This is a genomic window from Streptomyces sp. CA-106110 (assembly GCF_050936285.1).
In the GTDB taxonomy this organism is placed as follows: domain Bacteria; phylum Actinomycetota; class Actinomycetes; order Streptomycetales; family Streptomycetaceae; genus Streptomyces.
In genome coordinates this window covers 6390475-6408703 of record NZ_JBNJNB010000001.1, presented here as the reverse complement: position 1 = coordinate 6408703, position 18229 = coordinate 6390475, and the positions used below count along the sequence as shown (strand labels likewise).

Genomic DNA, 18229 nt, shown 5'->3' with positions numbered 1-18229 from the left:
ACGACTCCGTCTGTGGCATCGAACCCCCCCATCAGAGGGAAAGTGAGAGGGACACAACTGGGGTGGTGTGTCTATGTCCGACGGGGAGTCCCAAGAGGAGCCCGAAACGCTGAAGACGGATGCCGACCGCATCCGGCGCAGGGCCCGGTTCCTGCGTGAACTCGCCGAGGCACGCGAGCTGCGCGACCGCGTCCAGCCCCGCCGTGCCAAGGCCGCGCGGCTGCGTCACGTCATGCGCATGCGCACCTTCCGCTGGTAGCGACTCGGCCGCCTTGGGGGTGGCCGTGCGGCCACAGCGCCCCGGGCCGCGTACGATCCGCAGGTGGCGGCAATGAGTGTGCTGGTGAGTGCACTGCTTTTGATCGGAGCAACCGCGATCAAAACGGCCAGACACAGGGAGCCGAAGACGTCCCCTGAGCGCCTTGTTTCTGCCACGATTCCGAGTGGGCGGGGCTCGGAGAAGCACTCCCCGCCCGCAACCTCCGCCGGGGGGAACCCCAACCGGCACGCCTATGACCAGTGGGAGAGTCACGGTGTACTTCGCCGCACTGCTCGCGCGCACCGAAGACGGGTGGGAAGCGAGCGACACAGAGCTCGACGATGTGGAGACCCTGTCGGACCTGACCGACCTGGCCCGCGACGTCTCCGTCGACGAGGACACGGTGCTCGTACTCATCGAGCAGGAGGACGCGTGGTTCGGCGTCGTCCGCCTGGACGGCGAGGACGACCCTCGTATCTACGTCTCGGACGCCGCGGCCGCGGCCCGCAGTTCGTACGGCGAGATCCTGCTCACCGACGAACTGCTCGGAAGGGAGCCCGGTGACGACGTCGCCGACCTGGACTCCCTCGACCTCGACGGCACAGAGGACGGTGAGCCCGCCGACGACGACGCCGACGAGGACGGGCCCACGGCGGACAACGCCGTGCCGCACGGCCCCGTCGGAGACAGTGAGATCCTCGACGACCTCGGTGTCAGCGAGAAGGAGCTGCGCATCCTGGACGCCGAGGACGCGCTCAGCTCCATCGCCGAAGCCCTGGGCGCCTCGGAGGTCCTGGAGACCGTCCGCTAGGCCCCTGGGTGACCGAGGACGGGACGCCGGCCCCCGATCCGGTGCGCGACCGGTGGCGGGCCGCGATGCGGCTCGCCCTGGACGAGGCCGGGCGGGCCGCCGAAGGCGGTGACGTCCCGGTCGGCGCCGTCGTGCTGTCCCCGGACGGCGCGGTGCTCGCCACCGGTCACAACGAACGCGAGGCGACGGGCGATCCGTCGGGCCACGCCGAGATCGTCGCGCTGCGCCGGGCGGCGGCGACGCTCGGCGAGTGGCGGCTGCCCGGCTGCACACTCGTCGTCACGCTGGAGCCCTGCACGATGTGCGCGGGCGCGGTGCAGCAGTCCCGGGTGGACCGGCTGGTCTACGGCGCGCGCGACGAGAAGGCCGGCGCGGTCGGGTCACTCTGGGACCTGGTGCGCGACCGGCGCCTCAACCACCGCCCCGAGGTCATCGACGGCGTGCTCGCGGACGAGTGCGCCAGGATTCTCACAGACTTCTTCCGGAGCCGCTGAGCCCCACGCCGAGGACCACCGAAAACGGATTTCAGACCACGGCCCACCTTGGGGTAGGGTCTCCCTCGGTAGCGTGTCCGAGCGGCCGAAGGAGCTCGCCTCGAAAGCGAGTGTGGCGCAAGTCACCGAGGGTTCAAATCCCTCCGCTACCGCAGGTGAACGAAGGGGCGGTCCCAATGGGGCCGCCCCTTCGTCGTGCTTGGTCCCAGTTCTGGTCTCAGTCGGCTTCGTCCGTCTGCTTCCAGATGAGCCCGTCGACCTGATCCGCCACGGAGGTCCGCACGCTGTCGACCATGTGCTGACAGCGCGCCGCCATCGCGGTCGTGGACCACCCCATGAGGCCCGTCACGGCCCGTTCCGAGACGCCCAGGATCAGCAGCACGGTCGTCGCAGCAGTGTGCCGGGCGTCGTGCAGCCGACCGTCACGGGCCCCGGCGTCTTGAAGAAGTTCCCTCCAGTCGTCTACGCAACTGATGCCAGGACGGGGGCGACGGGAACTGGTGGGGCCGGCTGCTCGGCCCAGACGATCTTCCCGGTGGGGGTGAAGCGGGTTCCCCACCGCTCGGCGAACTGGGAGACGAGGAAGATTCCGCGACCGCCTTCGTCCATGTCCGTTGCGTAGCGCAGGTGCGGGGAGGTGCTGCTGCCGTCGCTCACCTCCACCACCAAGCTGTTGCCGCGCAGAAGGCGCAGGTGGACAGGAGGCGCCCCGTAGCGGATGGCGTTGGTGACCAGCTCGCTGAGGATCAATCTGGTAGTGAATGCCGTCTCCCCCAGGTTCCAGTCGGCCAGCTTGGCGAGCACCTCGGCGCGCACGGCGGGCACTGCGGCGGGGAGGGCCGGGATGTCCCATTCGGCGATACGGTCACGCGGAAACGCGCGGGTGCGGGCGATCAGGAGAGCGACGTCATCGACTCGACGGGCGGGCAGCACCGCCTTCAGCACCGTCTGGCACGTCTCCTCCGGGTCGGTCCCCGCGCCGGAGAGCGTGTCGCACAGCAGCTTCAGGCCGGCCCCGATGTCGCGATACCGGTTCTCGATGAGCCCGTCGGTGTAGAGCACCAGCTGCGTGTCCTTGGGCAGCTGCCGCTCGAGAGCCTCAAAGCGCAGGCCGCCCAGACCGAGCGGGGGTCCTTCGGGCAGGTCGAGAATCTCCACGCGACCGTCCGGATAGGCGATGGCGGGCGGAAGGTGACCGGCTCTTGCCATCGCGCAGCTACAGGAGAGCGGGTCGTAGATCACATACAGGCACGTCGCCGCGACGGTCGCATAATCGTCGGCGCCTGCCTCCGCATCCATCTGATTGACCACGTCGCCAAGGCAGGCCAGCAGCTCGTCGGGCGGCAGGTCAAGGGTGGAGAAATTGAGGACCGCGGTGCGCAGCCGACCCATGGTGACCGCGGAACTCAGGCCATGGCCGACCACATCCCCGACCACCAGGGCGGTGCGGTGGCCTGGGAGAGGGATCACGTCGAACCAGTCCCCGCCGACCTCGGCCTCGGCGGGCACGTACCGGCACGCCACCTGGACGGCGCTGGTGTCCGGCAGCACCCGGGGCAGCAGGCTGCGCTGCAGCGTGGTGGCGATGGCACGCTCACGGGAATAGCGGCGAGCCAGCTGAGAGACCGCAAGGCCGACGACGAGCAGCAGCCCGGCGGTGACGATGTCGTCCGCGTGGTTGAAGTGGATGAAGCTTTGGTACGGAGTGGTGAAGAAGAAGACGTACCACACGGCTGCGGACAGGGCCGTGAGGACCGCGACCCAGCGGTAGCTGAAGGTAGCCACCGCCGCGACGACCAACATCAGGATCAGAGCCACGTTGGTTTGGGACACGGTGGCTCGCGCGGGTAGCAGAAGCGCGCACACGGCGAGCGGGACTGCCACAGCCGCAAGGAGCGCGGTCAGCCCCTTGACCAGATCACGAGGCATGCCACACCTCCCTTCACTCTGGTCTAACAGTGCTCACGTGGCGCTGCCAGTCGATACGGGTCTGGCGCTGGCGACGACACCAGTGCCTGCGGTCACGAATCCGCTATGCAGGTTCGTCCGCGCAGGGCAGAGCATGATCCGGGCTCGTCATCGACGTTCGCCCCGGTGCGCCAGCCGTGCCCGCCGGGGATGCGCGAACGGCTCCGGAGGGCCGCGCACGGGGATGAACGAGACGGAAACCGAGACGGGCTGCGGTCACGTACGGGCACAACGCCTATGAACTCTGCGCCCTTGTGGTTTCCCAGGATGCGCGCGAAGCCGTGGCCGGCGGCGCAAGTCAGGTCGACACGCACATACCGCCGCGGGTACCGATCGGACTGTCCTAGGCATCCCTGTCAGGCTGGACAGTTACGGCTTCCTCGTCGGTGAGGCGCTGCTGGCCATGGTGGGCAAGCCGCTGCATGCCCGCGCACGAATCGGGTGATACTTGGTATTTCGCCCGTAACAGGTGAAACTTGAGCACGCCGAGGGAACCGGCCAGAGGAAGTGGATCAAGTGACGGTCAGGCCGGACGTTGCTGCTCTCTCCGAAGCCCACGAGCGGCTCCTGGCGGACACGCCAGTGGGGTCGCTTGTGCGCGATCCCGTTCTGGCCTCCTGGCGAAGGTGCCGGTCCCTGGGTCTCGAGCCGGACCACCACGTGGACCTCCCTTACCAGCAGGACCCGGACGACGCCTACAGTCTTACAGTCTCGCCGACGCCGCCCGCCCCGTACTCGAGACCCTGGGGTCCCGCCTCTCGGGTCTAGGGGTGACCGTGCTCCTCAGCGACGAACGCGCCCAGCTGCTCCACCGAGGGGTGGGCGATCCCGTGCTCCACCGGTATCTCGACTCCATCCAGGTCGCTCCGGGGTTCGCCTTCCCTGAGGAGATCATCGGCAATAACGGCGTCGGCACCGTCCTGGCCACGCGGCGACCCGCCTTCGTAACCGGCCGCGAGCACTTCACCGACCAGTTGGGCGGGACCGCCTGTGCGGGCGCGCCCGTGCGCGATCCCCTGAGCGGGCAGATCATCGGGGTGTTCGACCTGACCGGTCTGAGCAGTCACGCCGATTCCTCCATGTTGACCGTGGCCCTCGAGGCGGCCCGCGGCATCGAACAGCGGCTGCTGCAACGCGTCACCTCCCGCGAGCGCGCCCTGCTCCAGGCGTTCCACGAGGCCCGCCGCCGGACGATGGCCAACGAAGGTGTCGGGGCGAGCGTCCCGGCGACCAAGCCGCTCGACCGCCACGATCAGCGGATTCTGGAGGAGAGCGCGGCTGCGCTGATCTCCTCGGGGCGGACCGGTCTCGCCGAGGTACGCCTCCCGCGCGGGCGCACGGCCGTCCTCCTCTGCCGACCGGTCACCAGCTCCTGCGGCGTCACAGGCTTCGCCGTCGAGGCCGCCCTTCCTGCCGGTGTCCTGCGTCGCCTCGCCCCGGCGGCGCCCGAGGCCGCATCGCCGGTCGCCGTGCCCTGCCGCAGGCCCGCTGTCGTGACCACGCCTCAGATGGCGACCCCTGCCCCGGCCGGCCCTCCCGCCCAGCCCTCCGCGTGTACCGGCCCATGGCTGCTGGCTGTGGGGGAGCCTGGGATCGGCAGGCTCGCCGTACGGGCCCGGGAGCGTCTGGGGCTGCTCTACGACGCCGGTGCCTGCGTGGGCACCACGCTGGACGTGACCCGGACCGCCGAGGAGCTGACCGAGGTGGCCGTCCCACGGTTCGCCGACTTCGCCGCTGTCGACCTGCCGGTGGCAGTCCTGCTCGGCGAGGAACCGATCCGCGTGGACGGGCCGCTGCGCCGGGCCGCGATCACCGGTGTCCACGAGGGCTCCTACCTCCGTGCGGCAGGCGATCTGATCACCTACACCGCGTCCACCCCGCAAGCCAGGTCCCTCATGAGCGAAGAGCCGGTCCTGGAGCCGGAGCTGGCCAAGGCCGCGGGCTGGGTCGCCCAGGATCCGGTCCGCGGCGAGAAGATCCTGGACGCCGGGGTCCACTCACTCATCACTGTGCCCATGCTCGCCCGCGGCACCGTGCTCGGCGTGGTCAGCTTCTACCGCTCCCAGCACCAGGAGCCCTTCGAGGAGGACGACCTGTCGCTGGCCGAGGAACTGGTCGCACGTGCGGCGCTGTGCATCGACAACGCCCGCCGCTTCACCCGCGAGCACGCCGTGGCCCTGGCCCTGCAGCGCAGCCTGCTGCCGCGTGGCCTTCCCACACAGCACGCCGTGGAGGCGGCCCATCGCTACCTGCCCGCGCGATCCGGGGTCGGCGGCGACTGGTTCGACGTCATCCCGCTGTCCGGGGCGCGGGTGGCGCTGGTCGTCGGCGACGTCGTCGGCCACGGTCTGCACGCCGCCGCCACCATGGGCCGGCTTCGTACCGCAGTCCACAACTTCTCCTCCCTCGATCTCGCCGTGGACGAGGTCCTCACCCAGCTGGACGACCTGGTCGGGCAGCTGCACCTCGACCAGGAGGAGGCGGAGACGGGCAGCCGGGAGGAGACGGGCAGCCACGAGCTCATCGGTGCGAGCTGCCTGTACGCCGTCTACGACCCGACCACCCGGTGCTGCACCCTGGCCCGCGCCGGCCACCCCCCGCCGGCCCTGGTCCTGCCCGACGGCACCGTGGAGTACCTGGAGCTGCCCGCGGGACCCCCGCTGGGCCTGGGCGGCCAGCCCTTCGAGACCGCCGAGGTCGAGGTGCCCGAAGGCAGCCTGCTGGTCCTCTACACGGACGGACTGATCAAGCACGTCGGCAACCGGGATGTCGAGCTCGGGCTCGATCGGCTGCGCAGAGTGCTCGCCCACCGGGGCCGGACCCCGGAGCAGACCTGCCGGGTACTGGACGCACTGCTGCCAGCCCACCCCGCCGACGACATCGCCGTGCTCGTGGCCCGCACCAAGGCGCTGGATGCCGGCCAGGTCGCCACCTGGGAGGTGCCCGCCGAGCCCGCCGTCGTCTCCCGGATCCGCGCAGAGGCGATCGCACGACTGACGCAGTGGGGCCTGGAAGAGCTGGTGTTCACCACCGAGCTGACCGTCAGCGAGCTGGTCACCAACGCGATCCGCTACGGCGCAGAGCCCATCACGTTGCGTCTCCTGCGCGACCGCACACTGATCTGCGAGGTGTCCGACGGCAGCAGTACCTCCCCCCACCTGCGCCGGGCCCGCACCACCGACGAAGGCGGTCGCGGGCTGTACATGGTCGCCCAGCTGGTCCAGCGCTGGGGCACCCGGTACGGCGCCCACGGCAAGGTCATCTGGACCGAGCAGCCCCTCACGCTCCTGTGAATGCGTCGTTTACTTGCTACAGGCAAGCGGCTGTTAGCGCGTAGCCAAGGCGTCGGCGGGGCGTGCGTGACGTGGGAAGCCGGAGGCAGTGAGGCACCACGAGTAAGACGTCGGCCAGGTTCAGGAGGGGGAAGCCACGTGCCGCAGGCCTCGTGAACGAAGGGGCGGCCCGGTGGGGCCGCCCCTTCGTCGTCTTGCCGCCTGTCCGAGGCAGCGCTCACCGACGCCGACCCGTCCAGGGCGACAAGGCCACGTCGTGATGCTCGTGCGGGATGCGTGCGGTGGAATGTCCTCAGGGAACGAATCCGGCCGGCCCGCCCCGCGGGTTGTGCAGGACCGGCCTGGCCTTGGGTCTGACGGCACCGTGGTTGTCCTGGTTCACCCGGGCTCCGCATTCCGCAGGCCGGAAAGGAGCCCGATATGGACGACGCCCTCTCCACCGGTGTGCTCATTGTCGGTGCCGGGCCGTACGGACTGTCGGCGGCCGCCCTCGCCCGCGAGCGCGGCATGGATACGCAGGTGGTCGGACGCCCGATGGGTTTTTGGCATGAGCACATGCCTGAGGGGATGCTGCTGCGCTCGGGGACGGACTGGCACCTGGACGCAGCCGACGTACACACCTTCGAGGCTTATCTGTGCGAACGAGGCCTCAGCCGCGACGAGGCCGTCCCGATCCCCCTCGCCCTGTTCCGTGATTACGCCGAGTGGTTTCGCCGTGTCAAGCAGGTGCCCGTCCGGCTCGAACACGTGCTGGACATCGCGCAACGCGAGGGAGGGTTCGACGCGGAACTCACCGACGGGGGACGCATCCGCGCCCAGGCCGTGGTCGCCGCTCCCGGCGTGGGATATTTCCAGCAGATGCCCGGCTGGGCGGCCGGAGTACCGGAAGCGCGGGCGACGCACAGCGGTGACCTGGTCCGATTCGACGCCTTGGCGGGCCGGAGCGTCCTGATCGTGGGCGGCCGGCAGAGCGCGTACGAGTGGGCGGCCTTGCTGGCCGAACACGGTGGCGGCCGCGTCGACATCGTCCACCGCCACCCCGTTCCCCGCTTCGAGGCAGTGAGCTGGAAGTTCTTCGACGACTGCGTCGAGGGCACGGTGCAGGTGCGGGGGTGGTGGCGTCGGCTGACGGCCACGGAGCGGAAGGCGATCATCACGCAGTGCTGGGAGGCCGGGCGGGGGACGCTGGAGCCATGGCTGCCCGCCCGGCTGAACCCCGAAGTGGTGCACGTCTGGCCCAATGCAGAAGTCGTCCATGCGCGCGGCGGCGAAGGGGACGACGGGGTGCGGGTGATGTTGTCCGGTGACGAATCCCTGACGGTCGATCAGGTCATTTTTGCCACCGGATACGCACCTGACCTGGCACGTGTCCCCTACCTCGCCGGCCTCCACGACCGGATCGCAACCCGCGAGGGCTTCCCCGTGCTGGACGAGAACTTCCAGACATCCGTTCCCGGTCTCTACCTCACCGGCTTTGCGGCCGCCCAGGATTTCGGCCCGTTCCTGGGTTTCGTCAAAGCCGCCCCGGCCTCGGCCACCATCCTTGTGCGTCACCTCCAGGCCCGCTTGGGATGACGCGGGAGCCCGGCCCGTTCAGAACGCCGACTGGCGGCGATGACGGCGTGCTACGCGGGGCGGGATCTGCACCGCCGGAACGGCGGCAGCGATGCCCCGCCCCCTTGTGGCACCGTTCGCGGCGGCCGCCCGCTGTTCGCGTTACTCGGGCCACACGGGCGGGCGCTTGCCCAGGAAGGACGCGATCCCCTCGCGGGCCTGAGGGGTCTGCGAGGAGTCGGCCATGACCTCGCGGGCGATGGCGTAGGCGTCTGCCTCCGGGCGGTCCAGTTGCGCATACAGGGTGCGTTTGCCCAGGGCCTTGCTGGCCGCGCTGCCACGGGTGGCCCGGGCGAGGAGTTCTTCGACCGCCTCGTCCAGCTCGTCGTCCGGTACCGCGCGGTTGATCAGACCCCACTCCAGTGCGGTGCGGGCGTCGATCACGTCGCCGGTCAGGGCCATCTCCATCAGCCGCTTGCGCCCGATGGACCGGGCCACCGGCACGGCAGGGGTGTGGCAGAACCAGCCCCCCTTGCCGCCGGGCAGCGCGAACCCGGCGGACTCTGCGGCCACGGCCAGGTCGCAGGATGCGACAAGCTGGCACCCGGCCGCCGTGGCCAGCCCCTGCACCCGGGCCACCACCACCTGGGGAACGGACTCGACCAGCCGCATCACGTCGGTACACAGCTGCAGCAGTTCGCGCGTGCCGGGACGATCCAGGGCCAGCATGTCGGCGAAGTCGTGCCCGGAACTGAACACCGGTCCCTTCGCCGCCAGCACGATCCCGCGCGCGGGGGAGTCGGCCGCGTCCGTCAGGGATTTCTGCAGCTGTTGCAGCATGTCCCAGCTCAGGGCATTCCTGCGCTCGGGGTGATTCAGGGTGACCCAGGTGAAATCGCCCCGGGTGGACACGGTCACACGCTCGGAACCGATCACAATCCCAGCGTACGCCCGGGCCACGCCGGGCACCGGTTCTGCCACGACACGTCGACCATCGGCCACAGCCTTGGCCGAAGAGAGCAGGTCACCCAGGGACTGCCTTCGGTTGGGATCAAGCCCAGGGTGCGGTGTCGGTCCGACGGGACTGCGGTGTAACGCGTACTCAGCTCACCGACAGCGGGTGAGAGTTCCTGGGACCGTTCCCGCCGGTCGGCAGGTTCGGCCCGTACCCTCAGCGGCTGCGTGAGCAGTTCGAGGGGGGATCCGGCGGTGCCGCACCGGCGGCGGGATAGCCTCCCGCATGCCCATTCCATGGAAATCCAGCGCTAACGTCTTCGCGCAGATCTTGAGACAGCACGGGGTCGATCCCGATGCCGTAGGCAACGTCGACGCCGCCTGGGATGCCTTCGTCGAGTTTCTCCAGACCGAGATCGAGGGGATCGAGCAGCCCGAGAACGACGGCGACGGCTTCATCGTCGAATGGGGCAGGTGGAGTTGGAACGACGACCAGCCTTCGTTGTCCTTCGGGCGCCTGCTTGCGGTCAACGACGCCGACGACCGTGATGACCCCGACTGGCAGCCGGAGTACTGGAAAGTGGATCTGCAACTCATCTTCGCCGAGGGGCCGGCATGGGCAGATGTCGACAGCCTCGGGCACCAAGACACCGGGTTCGACCACGACGAGATCGGCGCGCCAAGGATCGCCGCGCTGAGAGAAGTGCGCCGGTTCATCGAGTCCTACCCCCAGCTGGCGGCCATGTGGCGAGCCGAGCCCATTCACAGCGGCCTGACATTTGAGCAAGCGGGGTAGCCGCCGCGCCCGGTACAGCACGGAAGTACAGCAACTGCAGCAACCGTCATCGCCCAGGAGGGTCCTTCAGCGCCTTCAAAGCGACCGCTGTGGCCCGCCACTGACCCATCCGTATGGAGCTACGGATCTGAAGGCACCCGTGCCCCATCCGTGCCGATAGGGCGGGAACCGCCCATGCCGCTGCAACCCGGACAGTCGAAATGCCGGTGCTCGACGGAGTCGCGGCCGCGGCAGCCCTACGGGAGAAGGTGCCGGGCAGCGCCGTACTGGTGCTGACCACCTATATGGACGACAACTCCGTCTTCCCGGCGCTGCGGGCGGACGCGCGGTGCTATCTGATCAAGGACGCGGACGACGAGGAGGTCGAGACGGCGATCCGGCGTGTGCACGGCGGACGTACATGGCTCGACCCCGTGGTTCAGGCCCGACTGGTCGCCACCCGCCGCACAGGGCTCCCCGCGGCGGGAGCGGACGCACTGCCGGGCGGTCTGACTCCGCGTGAGGCCGAGGTGCTCACCCTCATCGCCCAGGACCTGTCCAACGCGCAGATCTGCGCCGGGCTCGTGGTGAGCCAGGCCACGGTGAAGACGCACATCAACCGGATCTTCGCGAAGGTCGGCGCGACCGACTGCGCCCAGGCCGTGGGCTACGCCTACCGGAACAACCTGGCTGACGGCGGCTGATCGGGACGTTCGGCCGCGACGAGCCCGTGGAGCTCCGGCAGCGTGAGTCGCACGGACAGCCTCCCAGGACCCGCACGTCTCATTCACCGTGCACCGGCACGTCACCCACCTGGCGTCCGAGGTCTCGGCATCGAGGTCGCACGGGCATGAATGGCGTGAGGATGTAGTGCATACGTGATCATTTGCGAGCCCCGAACACTCGGCCGGGTTACACTCACGCCGGCGAACGGGCCCGCGGGGCACAGCAGACGGGGGAGGCCGCTGTGGCGGTACAGGGAAAGAAGATCGCGCTGTACGCTGTCGTGGTCTTCGTGCTCTACTTGATCATCACGGACCCGGCCAAGGCCGCCGACTACGTCCAGATAGGGTTCGAGGGCATCTCGAACGCCGCCAAGGCCATCGGCCACTTCATGACCTGGCTCGCCGACGGGGCCAAGTGAGGCTTCCCGCGGCCGTGCGGCCACCGTCGTCGTCGCACCTGGAGCGCCCGTGATCCGGCATCTGGTCCTCTTCAAGCTCAACGAGGGCGTCCAGCGCGACGACCCGCAGGTCGTGGCGGGCGTACGCGCCTTCGAGGCGCTCGGCGACCAGATCGAGGAGCTGCGGTTCTGGGAGTGCGCCTGGAACATCACCGACCGCCCCATCGCGTACGACTTCGCGATCAACTCGGCGGTGGACGACCCGGACGCGCTGCGGCGCTACCTCGAGCATCCGGCGCACCAGGCGGGCGTCGCGCTCTGGCGCGAGTTCGCCACTTGGGTGATCGCCGACTACGAAATCTGAGCGACACCGCCCGCCAATTCCGGGCGACACCGCCGCGGAGCCCCTCACCGGAAACGGTGGGGGGCTTTCCTGCGTGATGTACCCCAACTCTCCCTCAACACGGAGTTATGGGGTGCTTGCACAGAGTGTCCATTTCTTGTGATGCTATGACCGCTTTTGACGGTGAATTTAAGGGATACGTAAACGGATGAAGAGGTGGCGTTGACCGTGTCGGCCAGTACCGCGCCGCCTCAGGACGAGGCTTCGGCCCCCGCTCCCGGCCGGCTCCAGGAGTCCGCCACGACCGATGCCCCCTCTCAGGAAACCCCTCCGTCCGACATCGCCCCCAAGCGCCGAGGCGCCGACACCCGGGCCCTCACCCAGATGCTCTTCGCCGAGCTCAAGGACCTGGAGCCGGGTACGCCGGAGCACCACCGCGTGCGCGGGGCGCTCATCGAGGCGAACCTCCCGCTCGTGCGCTACGCCGCCGCCCGCTTCCGCTCCCGCAACGAGCCCATGGAGGACGTCGTCCAGGTCGGCACCATCGGCCTGATCAACGCGATCGACCGCTTCGACCCCGACCGCGGTGTGCAGTTCCCGACCTTCGCGATGCCGACCGTCGTCGGCGAGATCAAGCGCTACTTCCGCGACAACGTTCGCACGGTCCACGTGCCGCGCCGGCTGCACGAGCTGTGGGTGCAGGTCAACAGCGCGACGGAGGACCTGACGACGGCGTTCGGACGCTCCCCCACCACCGCCGAGATCGCCGAGCGGCTGCGCATCACGGAGGAGGAGGTGACGAGCTGTATCGAGGCGGGCCGCTCGTACCACGCGACCTCGCTGGAAGCCGCCCAGGAGGGAGACGGTCTGCCGGGCCTGCTCGACCGGCTCGGCTACGAGGACCCGGCACTCGACGGGGTCGAACACCGCGACCTCGTACGGCATCTGCTCGTCCAGTTGCCCGAACGGGAGCAGCGGATCCTGCTGCTCCGTTACTACAGCAATCTGACCCAGTCGCAGATCAGTGCCGAGCTGGGAGTCTCCCAGATGCATGTGTCAAGGCTCCTCGCCAGGAGTTTCGCGCGACTTAGATCCGCAAACAGGATCGACGCCTAGCTCGCACGAGCGAATCGCCCGCAAGGTCTCTTCCTGACAGTTCTGCGCCGAAAAACCCTCAGAACCCTTCCAACCAGGGCGCATTCTCATCTCGCATATCGACATGTCACTACAGCGCGTTGCCGACATGTGACATTCTTCCGGGAGCGCGTTTGCCGCAGCCTCGCGGCCGGTATTCAGGTGGAGGCTGCGTTCCTCCGACGGGAGCGTCCGCCGCGACCGTCCCGCGACCCAAAGGGGGTGGCATGTCCGCAGACCAGGGCAGCTCGAAGGTGCTCACGCTCATGCAGAGCGACTCCGCGCCCGATGTGCTTCAGGACCTTCAGGCCCCGCAGGACCTCCCGGATGCCGAGACCCTTCCGGCCCCCGAGGTCCAGGACCTTCCGACGTCCGGAGCCATCGACACCCGCACCCTGTCCCGCTCCCTCTTCCTGCGGCTCGCCGCCCTCGACGAGCACAGCCTTGAACGTGCCTACGTCCGGGACACGCTCATCGAGCTGAACCTCCCGCTCGTCCGGTACGCGGCAGCCCGCTTCCGCAGCCGCAACGAGCCGATGGAGGACATCGTCCAGGTCGGCACGATCGGGCTGATCAAGGCGATCGACCGCTTCGACTGCGAACGGGGCGTGGAGTTCCCGACGTTCGCGATGCCGACGGTCGTCGGCGAGATCAAGCGGTTCTTCCGGGACACGTCGTGGTCGGTGCGCGTACCGCGCCGCCTTCAGGAGCTGCGCCTGGCCCTCACCAAGGCCAGCGACGAGCTGTCGCAGAGGCTGGACCGCTCCCCGACCGTCACCGAACTGGCCGCCGTGCTGGGCGTGTCGGAGGAGGACGTGGTCGACGGCCTCGCCGTGGGCAACGCCTACACGGCCTCCTCGCTGGACTCCCCGGCGCCGGAGGACGACGGCGGCGAGGGCTCCCTGGCGGACCGCCTCGGCTACGAGGACTCGGCTCTCGAAGGCGTGGAGTACCGCGAGTCCCTCAAGCCGCTGCTGGCCAAGCTCCCGCCCCGCGAGCGGCGGATCATCATGCTGCGCTTCTTCGCGAACATGACGCAGTCGCAGATCGGCGAGGAGGTCGGCATCTCCCAGATGCACGTCTCCCGGCTGCTCACGCGCACGCTGGCGCAGCTGCGCGAGGGTCTCATCTCGGACTGAGTCGCAGTCGGCCCCTGGAACACCCCGCGGATTCACCGTCCGCCCCGGGGCTTCCTAACTGACGGGACGTCAGTCACACTGGCGCGATGCTGCGAGCGACGTGGTTGCGGGGCCGTCGAGGGGCCGTGATCGGTGCCTCGACGGCGGTCGTGTGCCTGGGCGGAGTGCTGGCGGCGTCCGCGGGTGGCGCGGGCGGCGAGGGATATGTGGCGGTCGGACCGGCGGGCGGCTCTCCTCGCGCCTCCGGTTCGGCGGTGGCTCCGACGGGCGATGTGACGCTGGTGCCGCTGGAGCGGGCCGGCAGTCAGAGGCGCGAGGCCGGCAGCGGTGCGTCCACCGCCTCCGGCTCCCCTGCTCCTGGCCCGGGTGCAGCCGGCACCGTCGCCCCGGGTTCAGCCGGCGCCCTCGGCCCGAGCGGTGGACCTGCGGGCGGGGACACCTCCGCTCACCCCGCCGAGCCCTCGCCCAACCCCGCTCCGGCGGACACGAATTCGCCCTCGCCCACACCGACGGTCCCCCGCGCGACGCCGAGCGGACCGGCCGCGCTGAGCGTGGGAGAGACCGTACGGAAGACGACAGACCGACGCTGGTGCGAAAAGGTGACCGTCCCCTTCCGCAACACCGGTGGCAGTGCGGTGCGTTCGGGGACAGTGACCTTCGGCACGCACGTCATCGGGGCGCTCGGGATCGACTGGGCGACGATCGAGTCCAAGGACGCGCTTCCCGCACCGATCGCCGCCGGGGCGTCGGTGAAGAAGACCTGGACGGTGTGCGTCGACGCATGGCGTGTACCGCTGGGCATGCACATCGAGACACGAGACGTCTCCGTCCAGTGGAAGTAGGGCCCGGTCTCCCGTACCGCGGCAGCCGCGACCCTGAAGCCGTACTACTTCAGCGCCAGCCAGGCGACCGCGGCGACGACCACCACGGCGACGACGACGCCGATGATCAGTCCGACGCGGGAACCCGAGGAGGCGGTCTCCTGCGGGCCGCCCTGCGGGGCCTCGTCGACGAAGGCACGGAACATCTGGGTGTTGCCCGCGGGGTCGTAGTTGCCCTGGGGGCCCTGGGTGTTTGCCATGGCCCCGGACCCTAGCGAATACGTGGGGTGCAGCCCAAGTGGGGGCCCACGTCCCCACAGCTTTGCTCCGCCGTGAACACCCCACCCCCACACGCCTCAGAGTGCACGGGCGTCACTCCACCAGCGAGTTTACGGTTGCCAATACTTGCCTTTGCCAAGTTTTTAGCTCTGCGACCCCGACTTAGTTTGCCTGCAGCAACCAATCTCCTTATGGTTGCCCTAAGCAACAACCTGGGAGGTGTGATGGCCGCGCGAGCGCAGTACGAGGAACTTGCGCGTCAGCTCAGCGCCATCGGCGCCGTGAAGAGGGACATGGGGCGCATCCTGCCGCACCACTGCTCGACCGGCTCCGCCGCCGTGCTGACCCTGCTGGGCAGCCATGGCGAGATGCGCATGAGCAAGCTCGCGGAGCTGCTCGCCGTCGACATGTCGGTGACCAGCCGCCATGTCGCGCATGTCGCGGACCGCGGATGGATCGAGCGCCTTCCCGACCCCGCGGACAAACGCTCCCGTATCCTCCGCCTGACGGCGCCCGGCAAGGTCCAGCTCGACGAGCTGTCCCGCAGAGCCGTCGAACTGCTGGCCGAACGGCTGAGCGACTGGTCCGACGACGACGTCGGCCGGCTCATCCAGTTGATGGGACGCCTGCGAGAGAGCTTCGACTGCCGCGCGGCCCCCCGGCTCACACAGTTCGCCCCCGCGGCGGAGACCGTTGCAGAACAGACCACCCGTACACCCGCATAACGAACGTAAGAAAAGGAAGCCCATGGCAACGACCACACCAGCCGGTGTGCGGGCCCACGCCAAGCACGGGGGAGGCTCCCCGGACGGCGCTCCGATGACGCACCGGCAGATCATGGAGGCGCTCTCCGGGCTGCTGCTGGGCATGTTCGTGGCGATCCTGTCGTCCACGATCGTCTCCAACGCGCTGCCGCACATCATCGGCGACCTCGGCGGCGGCCAGTCGGCCTACACCTGGGTCATCACGGCCTCCCTGCTGGCCATGACCGCGACCACCCCGCTGTGGGGCAAGCTCGCGGACCTGTTCAGCAAGAAGGCGCTCGTCCAGATAGCCCTGATCGTCTACGTGCTCGGCTCGATGGCCGCGGGTCTGTCGCAGAACCCGGGCATGCTCATCGCCTGCCGAGTCGTCCAGGGCATCGGCGTCGGCGGTCTGTCCGCTCTGGCGCAGATCGTCATGGCCGCGATGATCTCCCCGCGTGAGCGCGGTCGCTACTCCGGCTACCTCGGCGCCACCTTCGCCGTCGCCACCGTCGGCGGCCCGCTGATCGGCGGTGTCATCACCGACACCTCGTGGCTCGGCTGGCGCTGGTGCTTCTACGTCGGTGTCCCCTTCGCGATCATCGCACTGATCGTGCTGCAGAAGACCCTGCACCTGCCCGTGGTCAAGCGGGACGTCAAGGTCGACTGGGCCGGCGCGTTCTTCGTCTCCGCCGCCGTCTCCCTGCTGCTGGTCTGGGTGACCTTCGCCGGAGACAAGTACGACTGGCTGTCCTGGCAGACCTACACGATGGTGGCCGGATCGATCGTCCTCGGCCTGGTCTTCATCCTCGTCGAGTCCAAGGCCAGCGAGCCGATCATCCCGCTGCGTCTGTTCCGCAACCGCACCATCACCCTGTCGTCCCTCGCCTCGCTCTTCGTCGGCGTCGCGATGTTCACCGGCACCGTCTTCTTCGCCCAGTACTTCCAGCTGGCCCGGGACAAGTCCCCGACGCTGTCCGGTGTGCTGACCATCCCGATGATCGGTGGTCTGTTCGTCTCCTCCACCGTCTCCGGCCAGATCATCACCAAGACCGGCAAGTGGAAGGCCTGGCTGGTCACCGGCGGTCTGTTGGTCACGGCCGGTCTGGGTCTGCTGGGCACGATCCGCTACGACACGGCCTACTGGAAGGTGGCCGTCTTCATGGCGGTGATGGGTCTCGGCATCGGCATGATGATGCAGAACCTGGTGCTGTCGACGCAGAACCAGGTGGCACCCACCGACCTCGGCTCGGCCAGCTCGACGGTCACCTTCTTCCGGTCCCTCGGCGGTGCGGTGGGCGTCTCCGCGCTCGGCGCGATCATGGCCCACCGGATCACCACCTACTTCACGGACGGACTCGCCGACCTCAGCCCGAAGTACGCGCGGCTGGCGGCCCACGCGAGCTCCGACGGCGCCATCCCGGACCTGGCCAAGCTGCCCCGGCCGCTGCGCACCCTGATGGAGAGCTCGTACGGCCACGCCATCGCGGACGTCTTCCTGATCGCGGCGTGCCTGGCGTTCCTGGCCTTCCTGATCACGCTGTTCATCAAGGAGGTCCCGCTGAAGACCAAGGGCGGTCTGGCGCAGGCCGCGGCCGCCGAGTCCGAGGCCGAGGCCGAGGAAGCCCCGGCTGCCGCGGCTGCCGCGCCCGTCGAGGAGCACGTCCCGAGCTGGGCGGTGTCGAGCACCGAGGCCGCTCCCGACGGCGCACAGAAGCTGGCCGCGGTCGCCACTCTGGCCCCGCCCACCTCCGCCGGTGAGGGCGGTGGCGTGCCGGTCCGCGGATTCGTCCGGGGCGCCGAGAGCGCACCGGTTCCGCAGGCAGCCGTCACGCTGATCTCCCTCGGGGGACGCCAGCTGGGCCGGTCGGTCGCACGGCCGGACGGTTCCTACGGGGTGGACGCCCCCGGCGCCGGCAGCTACGTCCTGATCGCCTCCGCCGACGGCCACCAGCCGCAGGCCTCGACGATCCTCGTGCACGAGGAACCGGTGTCCTACGACATCCTGCTCAGCGGCACCAGCGGTCTGAGCGGTGTCGTCCGGGCCGCCGAGACCGGGCTGCCGGTCAAGGACGCGATGGTGATCGTCACGGACGTCCGGGGCGAGCTGCTGGCCACCGCGGCCACCGGTGAGCAGGGCGAGTTCTCGTTCGCCGACCTGGTGCCGGGCTCCGTGACCGTGGCGGTGAACGCCGCCGGCCACCGGCCGCGGGCCCTGCCCGTCGAGATCGGCGCCACCGGGGTCACCCGGCTCGAGGTCGACCTCGACTCCGGCGCCCGGGTCCAGGGCGTCGTGCGGGCCCCGCACGGGCCCCTGGCGGACGCCCGCGTGACCCTGGTGGACGCGGCGGGCAACGTGGTCGGCTCGGCCACGACCGGCACGGACGGGGCGTACGCCTTCACCGACCTGAACAGCGGCGAGTACACCGTCATCGCGACGGGCTACCCGCCGGCCGCGACGGCGGTGTCGGTGAGCGGCCGCGGCGTCGACGACCACGACATCGAACTGGCCCACCCGGGCGAGTAGGAGGACCTCGGC

At 69.4% G+C, this 18229-nt stretch carries 17 protein-coding genes, 1 tRNA gene and 1 pseudogene; 15 read left to right on the top strand and 4 right to left on the bottom strand.

All coding sequences use genetic code 11. The features are described from left to right. Window positions 1–73: 73 nt before the first annotated feature. The 4 genes from ACQEXA_RS29505 to ACQEXA_RS29490 all read left to right on the top strand — a co-directional run bounded on the left by ACQEXA_RS29505 (window position 74) and on the right by ACQEXA_RS29490 (window position 1716). Window positions 74–259, top strand: coding sequence for a hypothetical protein (locus ACQEXA_RS29505; protein WP_432929867.1), 186 nt, complete (start codon window positions 74–76; stop codon window positions 257–259). Between the two features lie 274 nt (window positions 260–533). After that, entirely contained in the window at window positions 534–1070 is a 537-nt protein-coding gene (locus ACQEXA_RS29500) for a hypothetical protein (protein WP_433134650.1), read from the top strand. Window positions 1071–1135: 65 nt separating this feature from the next. After that, entirely contained in the window at window positions 1136–1564 is a 429-nt protein-coding gene (tadA, locus tag ACQEXA_RS29495) for a tRNA adenosine(34) deaminase TadA (RefSeq protein WP_433134648.1), read from the top strand. 67 nt (window positions 1565–1631) lie between these two features. Further along, window positions 1632–1716: transfer RNA gene (locus ACQEXA_RS29490), tRNA-Ser, on the top strand. A gap of 65 nt (window positions 1717–1781) precedes the next feature. On the opposite strand, the pseudogene ACQEXA_RS29485 reads toward ACQEXA_RS29490, so the two are convergent. Then, window positions 1782–2027 (bottom strand): annotated as a pseudogene (locus ACQEXA_RS29485) (site-specific integrase); the annotation flags it as partial. Further along, window positions 2027–3493, bottom strand: coding sequence for an ATP-binding SpoIIE family protein phosphatase (locus ACQEXA_RS29480; protein ID WP_432929869.1), 1467 nt, complete (start codon window positions 3491–3493; stop codon window positions 2027–2029). The gene ACQEXA_RS29480 and the pseudogene ACQEXA_RS29485, both read right to left, overlap by 1 nt. A gap of 809 nt (window positions 3494–4302) precedes the next feature. On the opposite strand from ACQEXA_RS29480, the gene ACQEXA_RS29475 reads away from it, so the two are divergent. Next, the gene (locus ACQEXA_RS29475; protein WP_433131569.1) at window positions 4303–6825 is read left to right on the top strand and encodes a SpoIIE family protein phosphatase; all 2523 of its coding nucleotides are present in this window, start codon (window positions 4303–4305) and stop codon (window positions 6823–6825) included. Between the two features lie 420 nt (window positions 6826–7245). Then, window positions 7246–8400, top strand: coding sequence for an NAD(P)-binding domain-containing protein (locus tag ACQEXA_RS29470; protein ID WP_433131567.1), 1155 nt, complete (start codon window positions 7246–7248; stop codon window positions 8398–8400). A gap of 141 nt (window positions 8401–8541) precedes the next feature. Here ACQEXA_RS29470 and ACQEXA_RS29465 read toward each other — a convergent pair whose 3' ends face one another. After that, window positions 8542–9315, bottom strand: coding sequence for an enoyl-CoA hydratase-related protein (locus ACQEXA_RS29465; protein ID WP_432929875.1), 774 nt, complete (start codon window positions 9313–9315; stop codon window positions 8542–8544). A 304-nt stretch (window positions 9316–9619) separates the two neighbouring features. Between ACQEXA_RS29465 and ACQEXA_RS29460 the strand changes: the two genes are divergently transcribed. From ACQEXA_RS29460 to ACQEXA_RS29430, 7 genes are all read left to right on the top strand, one after another. Continuing rightward, window positions 9620–10129, top strand: coding sequence for a hypothetical protein (locus ACQEXA_RS29460; protein WP_432929877.1), 510 nt, complete (start codon window positions 9620–9622; stop codon window positions 10127–10129). Between the two features lie 200 nt (window positions 10130–10329). Next, window positions 10330–10812 (top strand): LuxR C-terminal-related transcriptional regulator, encoded by a 483-nt coding sequence (locus ACQEXA_RS29455; protein WP_432929879.1) that lies wholly within the window; start codon window positions 10330–10332, stop codon window positions 10810–10812. Window positions 10813–11075: 263 nt separating this feature from the next. Further along, a complete protein-coding gene (locus ACQEXA_RS29450) occupies window positions 11076–11252 on the top strand; it encodes a hypothetical protein (RefSeq protein ID WP_359404831.1) in 177 nt (58 codons plus the stop codon). A gap of 49 nt (window positions 11253–11301) precedes the next feature. Beyond that, entirely contained in the window at window positions 11302–11595 is a 294-nt protein-coding gene (locus ACQEXA_RS29445; protein ID WP_359404828.1) for a Dabb family protein, read from the top strand. 201 nt (window positions 11596–11796) lie between these two features. Further along, on the top strand, window positions 11797–12690 hold the full coding sequence (locus ACQEXA_RS29440) for an RNA polymerase sigma factor SigF (RefSeq protein WP_432939330.1): 894 nt from the start codon (window positions 11797–11799) through the stop codon (window positions 12688–12690). 245 nt (window positions 12691–12935) lie between these two features. Then, entirely contained in the window at window positions 12936–13847 is a 912-nt protein-coding gene (locus ACQEXA_RS29435) for an RNA polymerase sigma factor SigF (RefSeq protein WP_432929883.1), read from the top strand. An 86-nt stretch (window positions 13848–13933) separates the two neighbouring features. Then, window positions 13934–14689, top strand: coding sequence for a hypothetical protein (locus tag ACQEXA_RS29430; protein WP_433131565.1), 756 nt, complete (start codon window positions 13934–13936; stop codon window positions 14687–14689). 44 nt (window positions 14690–14733) lie between these two features. Here ACQEXA_RS29430 and ACQEXA_RS29425 read toward each other — a convergent pair whose 3' ends face one another. Then, entirely contained in the window at window positions 14734–14928 is a 195-nt protein-coding gene (locus ACQEXA_RS29425; RefSeq protein ID WP_360990757.1) for a hypothetical protein, read from the bottom strand. Between the two features lie 243 nt (window positions 14929–15171). Here ACQEXA_RS29425 and ACQEXA_RS29420 point away from each other — a divergent pair, with 243 nt between their 5' ends. Both ACQEXA_RS29420 and ACQEXA_RS29415 read left to right on the top strand, forming a co-directional pair. After that, window positions 15172–15672, top strand: coding sequence for a MarR family winged helix-turn-helix transcriptional regulator (locus ACQEXA_RS29420; protein ID WP_359404816.1), 501 nt, complete (start codon window positions 15172–15174; stop codon window positions 15670–15672). Window positions 15673–15694: 22 nt separating this feature from the next. Beyond that, the gene (locus ACQEXA_RS29415) at window positions 15695–18217 is read left to right on the top strand and encodes an MFS transporter (RefSeq protein WP_432929887.1); all 2523 of its coding nucleotides are present in this window, start codon (window positions 15695–15697) and stop codon (window positions 18215–18217) included. Window positions 18218–18229 lie beyond the last annotated feature (12 nt).

What these genes read in the sequence shown, in the direction of transcription:
- ACQEXA_RS29505 (WP_432929867.1), top strand. Translation starts at nt 74, where the DNA reads ATGTCCGACGGGGAGTCCCAAGAGGAGCCCGAAACGCTGAAGACGGAT.
- tadA (WP_433134648.1), top strand. Translation starts at nt 1,136, where the DNA reads ATGCGGCTCGCCCTGGACGAGGCCGGGCGGGCCGCCGAAGGCGGTGAC.
- ACQEXA_RS29480 (WP_432929869.1), bottom strand. Translation starts at nt 3,493, where the DNA reads ATGCCTCGTGATCTGGTCAAGGGGCTGACCGCGCTCCTTGCGGCTGTG.
- ACQEXA_RS29470 (WP_433131567.1), top strand. Translation starts at nt 7,246, where the DNA reads ATGGACGACGCCCTCTCCACCGGTGTGCTCATTGTCGGTGCCGGGCCG.
- ACQEXA_RS29460 (WP_432929877.1), top strand. Translation starts at nt 9,620, where the DNA reads ATGCCCATTCCATGGAAATCCAGCGCTAACGTCTTCGCGCAGATCTTG.
- ACQEXA_RS29455 (WP_432929879.1), top strand. Translation starts at nt 10,330, where the DNA reads ATGCCGGTGCTCGACGGAGTCGCGGCCGCGGCAGCCCTACGGGAGAAG.
- ACQEXA_RS29435 (WP_432929883.1), top strand. Translation starts at nt 12,936, where the DNA reads ATGTCCGCAGACCAGGGCAGCTCGAAGGTGCTCACGCTCATGCAGAGC.
- ACQEXA_RS29430 (WP_433131565.1), top strand. Translation starts at nt 13,934, where the DNA reads ATGCTGCGAGCGACGTGGTTGCGGGGCCGTCGAGGGGCCGTGATCGGT.
- ACQEXA_RS29425 (WP_360990757.1), bottom strand. Translation starts at nt 14,928, where the DNA reads ATGGCAAACACCCAGGGCCCCCAGGGCAACTACGACCCCGCGGGCAAC.
- ACQEXA_RS29420 (WP_359404816.1), top strand. Translation starts at nt 15,172, where the DNA reads ATGGCCGCGCGAGCGCAGTACGAGGAACTTGCGCGTCAGCTCAGCGCC.
- ACQEXA_RS29415 (WP_432929887.1), top strand. Translation starts at nt 15,695, where the DNA reads ATGGCAACGACCACACCAGCCGGTGTGCGGGCCCACGCCAAGCACGGG.